Below are 13,691 nucleotides of genomic sequence, written 5' to 3'. Positions count from 1 at the left end.
CATGGAACCGATCTCCGAACGCGACATCAGGTCGTCGTTCGTCAATTCGTCCAAGGGCGACGCCAAGCGGCTCTCGCTTCCCGAGAACATCGACGACGTGCCGTGGGACGATCTCGACTTCTTCGGTTGGGTCGACCCCAAGCTCGCCGGCAGGAGTTATATCGTCGCTGCTTCGGGGGATCGCCTGTGTGGAATCGCGTTGCGCTACAAGCCTGGCGGGCCCAGGAAGGCGCAGATGTGCAGCATCTGCCTCACCACGCACGCCAACGGCGGGGTGTCTCTGATGGCCGCCGCGAAGGCCGGGGAATCCGGCAGGCGTGGCAATACTGTGGGCACCTACATCTGCTCGGACCTCGCGTGCTCGCTGTATGCGCGAAAGAAGAAGACCCCGGCATTGGGCCGACAGTTCAAGGAGGACTTCGATGTCGAGACCCGCACCGCGGCAGTCGAAGACAACATCGGAGCGTTCCTCGCTCGCGTCCTCGATTGATCACCTGATGGTGTGTACTCGGATGCCGGTGTCCTCGGGTTCGATGTTGTCGCGTAGTACGAATCGCCGGTCGTAGGCGCCGCCGTTTTGCGTGCGGTAGGGGATGGGCGCGTCCGTGGGCAGGCCCTTGACGCGTTGTAGGAGCTCTGATTCTGCTGCAGCGTAATCGGTTTCGGTCATCCGGTCGGCGCTGGCGATCAACACCGGCGGCAGTACGGACATGCCGGTGTAGAACAGGATGCCGTGCTGAATCGGGTACAGCATCTCGTGCAGGTCACCGTTGATGCCGCGTGCTGACACCGTGTGTTCGCTGCCGCCCATGCTGACGACGACCATCGCACGCTTGCCGGCGAGCACGCCGTCGCCGTAACGCCTGGTGCGGCCGTCTGCACGCCTGATGCCGTATCCGAATCCCTCGACGAAGACTCGATCCACCCAGCCTTTCATGATCGCAGGCATCGAGAACCACCACAGCGGAAACTGCAGCACGACGGCATCGGCCCGCAGCAGCTTCTGTTGTTCCGCGGCGATCTCCGGGGCCTGAGTTCCTGCAGCAAGGGCCGATCTCGACGCGTTGGACACCTGGAATCGCTCGGTCGGATCGTGATCGTAGTCCTCTGGCTTGACCACCGGATTCCACTTCATTGCATACAGATCCGACTGCTCGACGCTATGGCCGTCGGCGCGAAGTTGATCCAGGGCTGCGTCACGCAGGGAACCGTTGAGGGAGCGGGCGTCTGGATGGGCATGGACCCACAGGATGTTCATGCTCTCGATCCTGGGCTACGTCGCATTTCGAAACCAGTGGCCTGAAAGACAACATGTGAAAGAATTCGGCCATGACACATCGCATCGCCGTATATGTGCGCGACGGTCTCCTCGCGATGGAGTTGGGCATCGTGCATCGCCTGTTCGGGCAGGCTCGCTCCGACTCCGGCGATGCGCTGTACGAGGTGATCACCTGCACCGACGTACCCGGCCCGGTTCGCACCGACTCCGACGTTCGCATACTCGTCGAACGAGGGCTCGAGGCTGTGGCCGAGGCGGACACCGTCATCGTGCCCGCCTCCGACGTCGACTACGAGACCGACCTCGCCGCCGCCTCGCCCCTGTTCGACGCGGTGTCGAGTCAGCGATTGGCGTCCATCTGCACGGGCGCTTTCGTCCTCGCTGCGGCGGGTCGGCTGGACGGCAAACGGGCCACCACGCACTGGAAGTCCGCCGCACGTTTTGCCGAACTGTATCCGCAGGTGCTGCTCGACCCCAACGTGCTCTACACCGAGGACGGCAACGTGTTGACCGCGGCAGGGGAGGCATCGGGAATCGATCTGTGTCTGCACATGATTCGAGAGGACTTCGGTGCGGCTGTGGCCAATCGGGTGGCGCGCGGAACCGTCGTACCTCCCCAGCGCAGCGGCGGGCAGGCGCAGTACATCGACACTCCGGTGCCGCGGACGCACGGTACGTCGACGGCCGATGCGCAGGAGTGGGCACTGCGCAATCTGGGGTCGGCCCTGTCGGTGGAGGATCTGGCTCGGCATCAAGCGATGAGTGTGCGGACGTTCTCACGCAGGTTCGTCGCCGAAGTCGGTGTCTCTCCGGCTCGTTGGATCGTGGCGCAGCGTGTCCAGCGGTCGAGGGAGTTGCTCGAGAACACGGACCTAACCATCGAACGGATCGCCCACGACACCGGCTTCGGCACGGCAACCTCATTGCGAAACCAGCTTGCCGCGGAGTTGGGGGTCTCGCCCAGCGCATACCGGGCGACATTCAGGGTGGGCGGTGACGCTCCTATCACACGCCACCGACAGGTACTGGATCGCGAATAGTCAAGCAGGGCAATAGTTTTCGGTTCAACGATGGTTGCCAGTCGAACGCGCGTTCGATACACTTGCTCCCATGACCACGGAGATTTGGCAACTGAGCGAGAGTGAACTCCTCGCCGAATCTGCCGCGGTCTCCCACCGGATCCAGTTGTTGGAGGCCCGGCGTATCGCTCTTGTCGCCGAGATCGACACCCGCGTGAGCCGGGAGAAGCTGGGTTTCCCTGGGCCCGCCGGTTGGCTGACCTCCACCACCCTGCTCTCACCGTCCAAGGCCACCAAGATCGTCGCCCTCGCCCGCGGCATGGCTGCATTTCCCGACATCGCCGACGCCGTCAACACCGGCGTGATGTCCGTCGACCACGCCGCCCAGATCCTCACCTTCGCCGAAACCCCACCGGAGAACCTGCCGCAAAAGGGTCGCGATATGGCCCGCGCCGCCTTGATCAAAGCTGCGACCGGACCCGACGCGCGCACCGGCCGGATCCGAGCAGCGATCACCAGACTCGAAGACAGCTTCGGCACCAAGAAACCACCCGCCGAGAACACCGACCGCAACGAACTGTTCGCCTCCAAGACTTTGAACGGGCGGCTGGTGTTGAAAGGTGACTTCGATGCGATCACCGGAGAAAAGCTGCTCACCGCGCTCTCGCCGTTGACCGAACCCCACCCCGCGGTCGACGGCAGCCAAGACGATCGCAGCCCTGCCCGGCGCCGAGCCGACGCCTTCGGCCACATCCTCGACCAGTACCTCGCCTCGAGTGATCGCCCCATCGAAGGCGGTGAACGCCCGCACGTGAACCTGCACATCAGCCTGCGCGATCTCACCGACCTCCAGAACTGCGGCGACGCCGACGATATCACCGATGACGAAACCTCGCGTGCAGCAACAGAATCCGACACCGTCGATCCGGTCGATATCAACACCGGCAACCCCGTCGACACTGACTCAGCAACCGAGCTGGGCCGCGAAAACGGCGGCGAAGGCGGTGCAGCGGATCGTGGCGCGTATCGCGACCTGTTCGGCGACGGCACTTCGGTCGGGTGGCTGCCGTGGATGGGACCCCTGTCCCGCAATACTTCCCGTCAGTTGGCGTGTGATTGTGTCCTCACTGCCATCGTGATGGACGAGAACGGCAACCCGTTGAACCTCGCCCGCACCGCCCGCACCATCACCGCCAAACAACGCACAGCCCTCACCGCCCGCGATCACGGTTGCGCGTTCCCCGGCTGCGGAAAACCCGCCGCCTGGACCGAAGGACACCACATCTGGCACTGGGGCGACGGCGGCCCCACCGACATGAACAACCTCGTCCTACTCTGCGGATTCCACCACCGCCTCATCCACCACAGTGACTGGGAAGTGTTCATGGGCACCGACAACCACCCCTGGTTCGTACCACCCGCAACCGTCGATCCCTACCGACAACCCAGACCATCCCACGCCCGAGCAGGCCCCCACATCGCCTGAACCACAGGAAAGACTCCAGCCCCGCACCGAGAACACAGTGCGGGGCTGGAAGAGGTTGTCCACGAGACCGATCAGAGTTGATCGAGTACTGGATCACGGGGCCGGTGCATCATCCGGACCGGATCTCCTAGCAACCCGAGCCAACGTGTGGACTACGGACGCCAGTTCGCCAGGCCGTAGTTGACGAGATCGACCATGGGGCTTCCGGCGGCGTACACGAGTCGCGTCGGGTCGAGACCGTCCTTCTCCGTTCCGCTCAGCACACCGACGGCATAGGGGTTGGCGGTGTGCTGCCAGAGCGGGCCACCGGACCAACCCGGTCCGAGGTCTGCGCGCAACGCGAATTCGAGCTCGCGGCCAGGACTGTCGTCGTCGATGTCGCGGATCCCCATGTCCAACTCGACGGCCGGTCGCTGACCGTAGCTGCCCGGATACCCCGACGAGACGTAACGCTTGTTGTAGTACTGATCTTCGCTGCCGAACGACGCAGTACCCATCCACCCGAGCGCGGAGCCCAGGGGCTTGAACAACTTGCAGATCGCGTAATCGTGCCCGGTCACATTGCCGTTCGTGTTGTAGCCACGGTATGTCTGGACGTACGAACTTCCATATGGACGGTTGCCGTTTCGAAAAGCGGGGACGAACTCCATGCTCCACGAGCTCGCGCCCCACGGTGCGACGTGGCCGGCAGTCAGGAGCAGGTTCGGCCCCACGAGTACACCGCTACCCCGCTTGCCTGCGCTGGTGAACACGATCCCGACCGTGCACATCGGGTAGAGAAGAGGGTTGGGTTCCTCGTGCACCAGTGGTTCGAGGAACGTCTCTCCTTCCACGGAGAACGACTGCACGACAGTGGGATCGGCGTGCGTTGCCCACGTCGGGCAGTAGGGCTCGGTGGACGACGAGTGGGCTGATGCCGGTGCGTCGGCAGGGTCGAGTTCGACCTGGTGTTGTCCGGGAAGTACCTGTAGTAGCTCCAGGACATCGTCGGGAATGCCGCTGCGATCGAGCATGTATCCAGTGGAACGAATGGTACTGGTCATGATGATCCTCCGAAAGGTGTGACACGGGCATGGGGTGTGAGGGTGTGTATCGAAAGAAGGTGGAGAGAGTCAGGACTGCGGTGCCTGAACCAGACCCGCACCGACGTCGAGGGGATCGAAGCCCGGCGCGAGTGGGTCGCAGGTGGCGTCGCCGATGATCTTGGCCTGGAGTACGAGGGGACTCAGTTGCCCTTGCGTTCTGAGCTTTTCGGCCCAGAGAGCCGCCACGCCCGCGACGTGCGGTGTGGCCATACTGGTTCCGCTCATGGTGGTGGTACCGCCGCCGAGACCAGCACTCTCGATTCCGACGCCCGGAGCGGAAACCGTTGCCCGAGTGTTCGAGAACGGTGCGACGACGAATCCGTCCGCGCTGCTGTCGAGTGCGCCGACGGCGATGATGCCGGCCGCGGCGGCCGGTGGTGAGACGTTGATTTCGTACGGCGGGTTGGCATGCCGACCGCTTTCGTTGCCGGTGGCGGCAACGACGAGTGGTTGTCCGAGACCGGCGTTGAGGAACTCGGAAAGCTTCTCGAAGAGTCTGACGTTGGCGGTATAGGCCTGCAGGCCTACCGATGTGGCGACGTCGGTGCGGTAGCCGCGCTGGTGAATCAGGTAGTTCACGTAGCCGGGGAAGTCGATGCCGAGGGACATGGAGATGACGTGTGCTCCGTTGTCGCGGGCCCAGATCATGGCTTGGGTGAGGATGTCGGTGCCACCGCCGTCGGCCCCGAGTACTTTGCCGATCAGAGCGCGGTTCACACCGCTGGCAACACCGATTCGCTTCGAGTTCAGATCACGTCCGAAGATCGTTCCAGCGCAGTGTGTTCCGTGCCCATGCTTGTCGATGACGCTGCCGTCCCCGGTGAAGTCCCGGGTGATCAGCTCTACGCCGGAGAAGGCCGGATGAGTCGAGTCGATGCCGGTGTCGAGTACGGCGACGGTGATCCCGGACCCTGTGTACGGCGAGGTCGTTGCGCCGACCGCGTCGACACCCCACGTCGTGGCGGCGACACCTGATCGGTGGAGTCGTGGCGTCGGCACGGGCTCTATCAGTGTCATCGGCAACGACGGGCAGAAGCCGACGACGGTGGGGTCGTTCGCGATCGTGCGCATCGTCGACTTGCTGACCTTGCTGTCGATGTCGATCGTGATGCCCGCGGTTGCTTCTGCCGACATCGCAACCGGACCGGCGTCGAGATCTCGCATGGCCGGTCGCGCTGGAGCGCGGAGGATTATCAGCCGCTCCTCCGTGAACGGGTCTGTCAGTCTGGTGGACATATCCACTCCTCGGTGATGGGCGTTCGGGTGTGTACGACCATCAGGAGCGCCGGACCACGTCGCTGATACATCACTCGATGATGTTGTTCACCAGGCATTTCCGTAACACAGTGCGGCGACACCCAGGTCCGGCGCTTCCGGAGCACAACCGCGCAGCGTGGCCAGCGCATCGCCTGGGGTCTCGCCGCCCGCCATTCTTCGGTGCAGGGATGGGAAGAATTCAGCGGCACGTTCGTCGTCGATGTTCGCGGGAGCAGCGACAACGCATCGTGCACCGGCGTGCAGCCAGGCACGCGCCATGCCGAGCGCATCGAATTCACCGGCCGCACGACCCATTTCGCAGGCGGAGACAACCACGAGCGACGGCACCGACGCGAGCTGAGTGACGTCGTGGCCGAACCACGGGCCGTCGGTCAGGGCGATCGACGAGAACAGTGGATGTTCGCGCGAATAGCCCCCGTGTGCGCTGACGTGGAGGATGTTCGACCCTTCGGCGAGATCGGACGCAGCAACGGTGGTGGCATCGGCGCCGGTGACGATCCGTGACCGACCCTCCCAGGCCTGCGCAACGTCTCTGGCCTCCCGTTCGCCGTGTTCTGTGCCCGGCCCGCACACCACGCCTACCGGTGCCCGAGTGCCGGCCTCGGACGAACTACCGATCCACCATTGCACCGACACCGCAACCGACAGAGAACGAGCCGCGAGGCCGGGGAGTAGGCCCCACGGAATACCGCCGAGCACACCGGGCACCGTCAACAGGATTCGGCGAGGCATCGAATCGGCCAGGACCGGCACGACCAACAGTCGATCGAGAGCAGCCAGCCGCCTGGTCAGTGACCTCTCGACGGACGTACGCAGGCGAGAGCCCCGACGCGCGGCGGCCACGTCGAGATCTGCTGGGAGACCGGACAGTTCCCGGGCGATGTCGGTCCACGGTCCGAGGTCGAACGTGGCCGGGGTGCCCGCGGACACCACCATGGCGACCACCCTGTCGCCGAGCCACGAATACGTGATCAGCGCCGCGTCCGATTCCGCCAGTGCCCGCTGGGCATCGACGACACCGGGCCGCGACAGGGAGGTCACCGAGGACGACGATCCACGCCAGCCGAGATCTCGCACCTGTTCGCGGAGTTCGACGCGACGCCGATGGGACTCGGCGTCGTCGGAGTCACGGAGCGAACGGATTTCGGCAAGTGCGCCGACCATCTCGTCGTCGCGGGGCGCTCGCACAGGATTCCAGGCGGCTGCTGCACCGCGAGCTCGTTCGGACCAGTCGAATATTCGCTCCGGATCCTGCGTCTCCCACGCCGCGTTGAGCCCCTGAAGGACCACGTCGGTGGCCACTCGCTGGGTTGCCACCTGCATTCCGAGATTGCCGAAGTGCGTTTGCCATTCGACGAATTCGTCCATCGCCTGTGCCGCATGGGTCAGGGCGTCGGCGGGTCGTCCGCGGGTGCGTTCGAGTGCCGACCGAACACGGGCAGCGAGCAGGCGGGTCGATACCGGTGCATCGGTGCGAACTTCGATGTCTGCGGTGTAGCGTTCGGCCCGGTCGATGTCGGAGTCCAGAAAGCTCAGTGCTACATGGAGTTTCAGTTCGGTCGAGTGCGCAGTCAAGTGGCGCGCGTCGAGGCGATCCAGCAGCTCGAGGGTACTGGCGGGAACGCCGTTCGGGAGATCACCGCGCAGCCGAATTCGAGCGGCAACGGCATCCGCTCGGACGGCCGAGCCGCCACTTCCGTGTTCGCGAAAGTGCTGTGCTGCTGCGGCTGCGAGAGACGCGGCGCGGTCGAAGTCCTCGTCGGCGAGAATGCGAGCGAGCAGCAGTTCCGCCTCGGCGCGGGTGTGCCACTGTGTGGAATCCTCGACCAGTTTCAGTACTTGTTCCAGAGTGTCGACCGCGTCGCCGATCATTCCTGCGGCCTCGAGAACCTCGGCGCGGTCCAGGTCGCAGATTGCCCTGTGTGCGGACGAGAGATGGCGCAACGTCTCTCGGGCCGTGTTCATTCGATCGAGCGCACCCGCGAGGTCACCGGCCAATAGATCGACGTAGCCGCGATTGTGTGCCACCTTCGCTTGCTCGACGACATCTCCGACACGAGCGAACAACTCCATCGCTTCATCGAGGTCGACGGCAGCCTCGGGCAACTGCCGCCGTCGAAGGTGCAGGTAGCCGCGGTTGATCAGCACTCGGCCGCAGGCTGCGGGGTGATCGACCAATGCGTCGGCGGCAGTACCGAAGAGCGGCAGGGCTGCGTCGTCGTTGCCTGCCCGAACCTCGAGTGCCCCGAGGCGACCGAGCAGGATCGCCCGGCCGATCGGGCCGAGTCGGACGACGTCCGATTCGTCGTCGCGCAGGGCGGAACGGCAGATGTCGAACCCGCCTGTCAGATCACCCGTTTCGCTCATCACCCACGCGGTGGCCGACACGACCTCGGCTCGCATCCGACCGTCGGGAAGGTGCTCGCGAGCCCGCGCCAGTAGCTGCCGGGCCTCGTCGTGGCGTCCGGCGCTGATGAGCGACTGGGCTCGCTCCACCAACTCTCGTGGAGAGTTCACCGTGGGGTGTTTCGTCTCGATCGGATCGATTTGGCGTGGAGCGCATCGTTCTCGGCGGTGATCGCTGCTCGGACGCGGTCGACCGCGTCGCGGGCGGCGGCGATGCGGTTGTCGCCGGTGCGAAGGGAGACGGATTCGATGAGCGCCGCAGCGATTCGACCGGCGACGATCGGGGCCGCGAACGACGTGCCACTCCACACGCCGAATCCGCCGAGGAAGTCGTCGGGGTCCAACGTTTCGCGTGCCTGCGTGGATCCGGCTGCCTGCCGTCGCGCCAACGGTGTGGCTCCGGCGTCGAACTCCGGCATCGTGCTGACCACTGCGGCACCGCAGACCCACGTGTCGACCCACCGACCGGTGTTGCTGAACAGCGCTTGGGTGCCGTTGGGGTTCTGCGCGCCCACCGAGATCACCGGGGCCCACGATTGTTCGTCCGGATCGAGGGAGAACGCCGCGGGGTAGCAGGGCCTGTTCGTTGCGTCGTTTCCGGCCGAGGCCACCACGACGACACCCGTTCGACGAAGCGCGGCAAGGACGTCGCGGATCGAGGACGTGAAGCCGGGCTCCTCCTCGTGATAGAAGCCGAGCGACAGATTGAGTACGTCGACGTGGTTCGCCTCGTCTGCTCGAACGTACTCGAGCAATCCGCTCAGAGCAGCGAGAACATCTGCCTCGTAGACGATTCCGTCCGCGTGGAGCACCCTGGCGGTGAGGATGTCCGCGTCCGGTGCCTCCTGATGGACGAGCCCGGTGATGAACGTGCCGTGACCGACGACCGGATCCATCTGCCCGTCCAGCGGACCCAACAGATCCGGGTGGACCTCCGGGTCGGTGGCGGGATCGTCGATTCCGATGGTGGGGTTCTGATCGACACCCTTGGCGACGAAACCGAGCCAATCGTGGGAACCGCAGCCGGTGTCGAGTATGGCGACGCGGACTCGTCGACCGTCGATTCGATCATCCGGATGTCGCACCGGTGCCGGGCCGACGTAGGCGACGGGCATCCGGCCGCCGGCTCCGGGGACCGCATAGATTCCGGCGGGGGAGCCGCCGGACATGAAGGGAGACATGAACGGTGACATGAAGGGGCTCATGAACGGGCTCATGAACGGAGACATGAACGGGGCCAGCGAAGTTCCGATCGCGAGAACATGTTCGAGCTGCACGTCGACCGGGGCGTCGTCGGATCGGGTGGCTCGGAACGTGCGGACGAATGCCGCAGCGTCGACTGTCGGTGCCACCGAATCCCCGGTGGCCACGAGAAAGACGCGTTCGACGATCCGCTCGGACTCGGCGTCCTCGTCGTTGACATCCGGGTAGCGAACCGAGATCGGAAGCCGATCGTCACGCGAGCCTCTGTCGAGCAGCCAGCCGAAATGTCCGGCCACCTCGGCGAGAACGTCTGTGGGATCGCGGTTTTCGGTGGAACTGTACGACACCAGAACGGTGTCGCGCACGTACAGCGTCGGGCTCTGGGAACCGATGTCATCCGGGTTGCCCGGCATGCCGACCGCCACCCGAGGAATCCGCTTCCAGCTCTCCACCGGCTCGTCATTCGTCATTGTCGTCGGCCTTTCTACCACTGTCGATGAGGGGTCTGGATCAGCTGTGTGCTGTCGGAGAACGAAAACCGAAGCCGCCAAGGGCTTTCGCGGATGCCGGAGAACTCGAATCGGCCGGCGTCGTCGACGTGCGTCGTGCGGTCACCGTCGTCGGCGACGAGGGTGACGAACGTACCCGTGGGGATATCGGCGTCCTCGATCGTCAGCCAGCCGTCGATTCGTCCGGTCGTGGACGACTCCGGGGCGACTCGCACCAGCAGTGCGATGGCCCCCAGTTCGAACTCGAGGGTCTTGGCGTCCGAGGCTGCTCGGACTCCGGCAAGGTCGTCGGACATCACCAGGTGCATGTCCGCCCATTCGGACTCCACACCGGCCGCCGCGACGAACGCCACCAGATCGTCGGCGAGCCCCGGCGGTGGGGGATCGGCCTCCTGCCACATTCGGCCCAGCCGCTCGAGAATCGCCGAGTCGGCCGACCGAGGGCTGCTCTCTTCAGACACCGGTCACTCCCTGCTGTTCGAGGTCGGCACGCAAGGCGTCGAGGCACCGGCGGCGGATCACACCGACACTGCCGACCGCGAGTCCCAGGTCCGCGGCGAGCGACTTGTAGTCGGTCAGCTCGAGGCTGGCCGCAACGCGTGCCAGCCGTTGGCATCTGGCCGACAATCTGCTCACCGCGAGCCACAGCACCTGGGTATCGGACACCTGCAGAGCCTCGATTTCGGCAGAGGAACCTGGTTCGGGCTCGGGCACTCGGGCCGGGTCGAGTGCCACCGAACGTCTGTCGCGGCCCACCACACGCCACGATTCCCGACGCGCGGAGACCACGAGCCAGTGGCCGACGGCTCGGTTGTCACGCACCGAATCGGGACACCGGACGAGGGTCAGCCAGACCGTCTGCAGGACGTCCCGTGCTTGTTCTTCGTCGGTTCCTGCTGCTCGGACGACCTGCCAGAGTACCGGCGTGAGGAGTCGAACCAACTGCTCGAACCGGGCGGCATCGCCTCGGTCACGCCAGTCCCCGAACAGATCGCCTGCAGTGGCCCACAGCAGTCGATCGTCGGTCGGCTCGTCGTGTTCGGCGCTCGTCTCGGTCAGGGCAGCGCTGCACTCCATGGGACCCCCGTCCCTGGCTTCTACTACGGTCACATTGCACAGGAGTGCGATGGTGCTCTATTGATACACCTGTCCGCGGACCAGCGCTTGTTTTCGGACGATCTCGAGAAGTGTTGTGAGAGAAGCAAATTAGAGGTGCTAACTGCGGACGTCGTCGGACAACGAAGATCGCCCCATCGAATCATCGATGGGGCGACCGTGGTGTCGATTCGGAAGGTGAGCGTCAGTCCTTGTTCTTCTCCGCGATGAACAGCTTCTCGATGCGCTCCGCCTCGTCCTTCTTGGCGGCGGCCTCGTCGGAACGCTCAGCGGCCTCGGCCAATTCGGCCTCGGACGGCGCGGCGGCCAGCTTCTCCTGCTTGTCGACCTGAGCCTGCTGGGCCTTCTTGCGATCCTCGGCGGCCTTCGCGGTGGCCGCGGCCTGCTCGTCGGCCTTCTTCTTGTCCGCAGCAGCCTTGCGCTCGGCCTCCTCCGCGGCTTCGCGTTTGCGTTGCTCGGCCTCCTGGCGGGCGTCACGTGCGGCTTCCTGGGCAGCGGCGTCGGCTGCGCGGCGATCCTTCTCGGCGGTCTCGCGAGCCACCTTCAGTTCGTCGTCGGCCGCGGTCTTCTTGGCCCGAGCCTCGGCGTCCAAGCGGGCTGCCTCGGCACGGTTCTCGGTGCTGTCGACGAGAGTCTCCCCGCGGTCGGCGAGGTTCTTGTCTCCCAACAGGTTTCCGACGGCACGGTCGAGTGATCCGAGCGTGTGCTCGTACACCAGCCGGGCGGGTGCTTCGGCATTCATCTTCTCGACCACATTGGTCTCGATGAGCTGCAACGGAATTCGAGCGATCTTGTACTGAATGCGAAGGATGGTCAGTGGTATGGCTAAAACGCTCATGTAGCGAAACTCCTGGTATGCGGTAGTGGGTCAGGCCTGATTGCGGAGCTCTTCGGCCTTCTTGCGATCGGCCTCGGCCTGCCGAAGTGCTTCCTGGTGCTTCTGTGCGGCCACCATCTCGTCGGAGTCCGCGGCGGCCTGCTCGATGCGCCGGTCCTCGTCGGCCTCGATCTGCTCGGCGGTCGCGTCGACCTCCGCGGCAGCGCGCTCCTGTGCGACGGCCTCTCGCTTGTTCTGTTCGGCCGCGACCACCTGTGTCTCGCGAACTCGATCTGCCTGCGCCTCGGTCACCGCGGCATTTTCCTCCGCGGCCTCCCTGCGACTCTCGGCCGCAGTGCGCACGTCGGCCAGTTCCTCGGCGGCTTCGGTGGCCTGTGCCTCGGCGACGCGCTCCGTGGCCTGTGCTTCCTTGTGTTCACGGGCCTGAGCGGCCTGCAATTGGCCCTCGGCTGTCAACGAGTCGTTGCCGGTCACCGCGCCGACGACCTCTTTGGCCTTGCCCTTGATTCCGTCGAGCAATCCCTTGCGTGCTTCGCCCGCTACGTTCTCGTCAGTCATGTAAGACCAGGTACCCACTGGCTGTTCGAGTAACCCCGCGCCCGGTCCGAACGATACGATCCCCGACGAACGCATCAGGAGTGAGGAGACGTATGCCTATCGCCAAGATCAACGGCATCGACGTGAACTACCAGGTCAAGGGCAGTGGAGACCTGGTAGTTCTGATCATGGGCACCGGCAGCCCCGGTCGCGTGTGGGAGCTGCATCAGGTGCCCGCTCTCACAGCAGCGGGTTACCGGGTGTGCACGTTCGACAATCGCGGCATCGCTCCGTCGTCGGAGAGCACGCACGGCATCACCATGGAGGACATGGTCGCCGACACCGCCGGCCTGATCGAGCTCGTCCGCAACGGCGACGAGAAGGCCTACGTCGTCGGAACGTCGATGGGCTCACGCGTCGCGCAGGAGCTTGCGCTGAGCAGACCCGACCTGGTGCGTAAAGCAGTGTTCCTCGCAGGCCACGCCCGCGTCGACGAGTTCCAGAAGACTCTCGCCCACGGCGAACGAGCGCTGTACGACAAGCGCGTCGAGCTTCCCGGCACCTACTCGGCTGCGGTGACCGCGGTGATGAACCTGTCGCCTGCAACATTGCGTGACGCTCGCGGGGCACGCGACTGGCTGGACCTGTTCGAGTTCTCTGCCTCCTCGCCGTCCGCCGGAGTGCGCGCTCAGCTCGGCATGGAGGACGATTTCGATCGAACTGCGGCCTACCGCGGCGTGGCGGTGCCGTGCCTGTCGGTCGGATTCGCCGACGATCGAATGATCCCGCCGTACTTGGGCAAGGAGTTGGCCGACGCCATTCCCGGTGCCCGGTACGTGGAGATAGCGGACGCCGGGCACTACGGATATCTCGAGCGTCCCGAGGCCGTCAACGCGGAACTGCTCGGCTTTCTCGAGGCCTGACGGCACCGGAGC

Annotated in this window: 13 protein-coding genes; 4 read left to right on the top strand and 9 right to left on the bottom strand. The window is 65.0% G+C overall.

The window, feature by feature from the left end:
• Position 1 precedes the first annotated feature (1 nt).
• Positions 2-490 carry an FBP domain-containing protein gene (locus CH302_RS02035; protein ID WP_037194087.1) on the top strand — a complete coding sequence of 163 codons (489 nt, stop codon included), beginning with the start codon at positions 2-4 and terminating at the stop codon, positions 488-490.
• On the opposite strand, the gene CH302_RS02030 is transcribed toward CH302_RS02035, so the two are convergent.
• Positions 491-1,258: an NAD(P)H-dependent oxidoreductase gene (locus CH302_RS02030; RefSeq protein WP_037194089.1), complete on the bottom strand. Its 768-nt coding sequence runs from the start codon at positions 1,256-1,258 to the stop codon at positions 491-493. It abuts the gene before it with no gap.
• A 71-nt stretch (positions 1,259-1,329) separates the two neighbouring features.
• Between CH302_RS02030 and CH302_RS02025 the strand changes: the two genes are divergently transcribed.
• Together CH302_RS02025 and CH302_RS02020 are read left to right on the top strand one after the other, a co-directional pair.
• Entirely contained in the window at positions 1,330-2,319 is a 990-nt protein-coding gene (locus CH302_RS02025) for a GlxA family transcriptional regulator (protein WP_052047963.1), read from the top strand.
• 70 nt (positions 2,320-2,389) lie between these two features.
• Entirely contained in the window at positions 2,390-3,784 is a 1,395-nt protein-coding gene (locus CH302_RS02020; RefSeq protein ID WP_094649878.1) for an HNH endonuclease signature motif containing protein, read from the top strand.
• Positions 3,785-3,936: 152 nt separating this feature from the next.
• On the opposite strand, the gene CH302_RS02015 is transcribed toward CH302_RS02020, so the two are convergent.
• The 8 genes from CH302_RS02015 to CH302_RS01980 form a co-directional block, all read right to left on the bottom strand.
• Positions 3,937-4,827, bottom strand: a complete 891-nt coding sequence (locus tag CH302_RS02015; RefSeq protein WP_052047964.1) for a trypsin-like serine peptidase — start codon at positions 4,825-4,827, stop codon at positions 3,937-3,939.
• Positions 4,828-4,896: 69 nt separating this feature from the next.
• Positions 4,897-6,105, bottom strand: a complete 1,209-nt coding sequence (locus CH302_RS02010) for a S8 family peptidase (RefSeq protein WP_037194092.1) — start codon at positions 6,103-6,105, stop codon at positions 4,897-4,899.
• A gap of 87 nt (positions 6,106-6,192) precedes the next feature.
• A complete protein-coding gene (locus tag CH302_RS02005; protein WP_037194093.1) occupies positions 6,193-8,664 on the bottom strand; it encodes a CHAT domain-containing protein in 2,472 nt (823 codons plus the stop codon).
• Complete coding sequence (locus CH302_RS02000) at positions 8,661-10,226, bottom strand: S8 family peptidase (RefSeq protein ID WP_052047965.1); 1,566 nt, start codon at positions 10,224-10,226, stop codon at positions 8,661-8,663. Before CH302_RS02000 ends, CH302_RS02005 begins: the two co-directional genes overlap by 4 nt.
• A 14-nt stretch (positions 10,227-10,240) precedes the next feature.
• Positions 10,241-10,726, bottom strand: a complete 486-nt coding sequence (locus CH302_RS01995) for a hypothetical protein (protein ID WP_052047966.1) — start codon at positions 10,724-10,726, stop codon at positions 10,241-10,243.
• Positions 10,719-11,375 (bottom strand): RNA polymerase sigma factor, encoded by a 657-nt coding sequence (locus tag CH302_RS01990; RefSeq protein WP_141216584.1) that lies wholly within the window; start codon positions 11,373-11,375, stop codon positions 10,719-10,721. The genes CH302_RS01995 and CH302_RS01990 overlap by 8 nt, the downstream gene beginning before the upstream one ends.
• A 190-nt stretch (positions 11,376-11,565) precedes the next feature.
• A complete protein-coding gene (locus tag CH302_RS01985; protein ID WP_037194095.1) occupies positions 11,566-12,219 on the bottom strand; it encodes a hypothetical protein in 654 nt (217 codons plus the stop codon).
• 30 nt (positions 12,220-12,249) lie between these two features.
• Positions 12,250-12,777 (bottom strand): hypothetical protein, encoded by a 528-nt coding sequence (locus CH302_RS01980; RefSeq protein WP_037194096.1) that lies wholly within the window; start codon positions 12,775-12,777, stop codon positions 12,250-12,252.
• 92 nt (positions 12,778-12,869) lie between these two features.
• Between CH302_RS01980 and CH302_RS01975 the strand changes: the two genes are divergently transcribed.
• Positions 12,870-13,679 carry an alpha/beta fold hydrolase gene (locus CH302_RS01975; RefSeq protein ID WP_037194098.1) on the top strand — a complete coding sequence of 270 codons (810 nt, stop codon included), beginning with the start codon at positions 12,870-12,872 and terminating at the stop codon, positions 13,677-13,679.
• The last annotated feature ends 12 nt before the right edge of the window (positions 13,680-13,691 follow it).

The sequence above is a fragment of the Rhodococcus sp. 15-2388-1-1a genome (assembly GCF_002259145.1).
GTDB lineage: Bacteria > Actinomycetota > Actinomycetes > Mycobacteriales > Mycobacteriaceae > Rhodococcoides.
Note: the sequence above shows the minus strand (reverse complement) of the source record. Positions and strands in the feature narration are given on the sequence as shown.

Bases quoted from the DNA above. Each gene is read 5' to 3' on its own strand.
- CH302_RS02035 (WP_037194087.1), top strand. From the start codon at position 2: ATGGAACCGATCTCCGAACGCGACATCAGGTCGTCGTTCGTCAATTCG.
- CH302_RS02030 (WP_037194089.1), bottom strand. From the start codon at position 1,258: ATGAACATCCTGTGGGTCCATGCCCATCCAGACGCCCGCTCCCTCAAC.
- CH302_RS02025 (WP_052047963.1), top strand. From the start codon at position 1,330: ATGACACATCGCATCGCCGTATATGTGCGCGACGGTCTCCTCGCGATG.
- CH302_RS02020 (WP_094649878.1), top strand. From the start codon at position 2,390: ATGACCACGGAGATTTGGCAACTGAGCGAGAGTGAACTCCTCGCCGAA.
- CH302_RS02015 (WP_052047964.1), bottom strand. From the start codon at position 4,827: ATGACCAGTACCATTCGTTCCACTGGATACATGCTCGATCGCAGCGGC.
- CH302_RS02010 (WP_037194092.1), bottom strand. From the start codon at position 6,105: ATGTCCACCAGACTGACAGACCCGTTCACGGAGGAGCGGCTGATAATC.
- CH302_RS02000 (WP_052047965.1), bottom strand. From the start codon at position 10,226: ATGACGAATGACGAGCCGGTGGAGAGCTGGAAGCGGATTCCTCGGGTG.
- CH302_RS01985 (WP_037194095.1), bottom strand. From the start codon at position 12,219: ATGAGCGTTTTAGCCATACCACTGACCATCCTTCGCATTCAGTACAAG.
- CH302_RS01980 (WP_037194096.1), bottom strand. From the start codon at position 12,777: ATGACTGACGAGAACGTAGCGGGCGAAGCACGCAAGGGATTGCTCGAC.
- CH302_RS01975 (WP_037194098.1), top strand. From the start codon at position 12,870: ATGCCTATCGCCAAGATCAACGGCATCGACGTGAACTACCAGGTCAAG.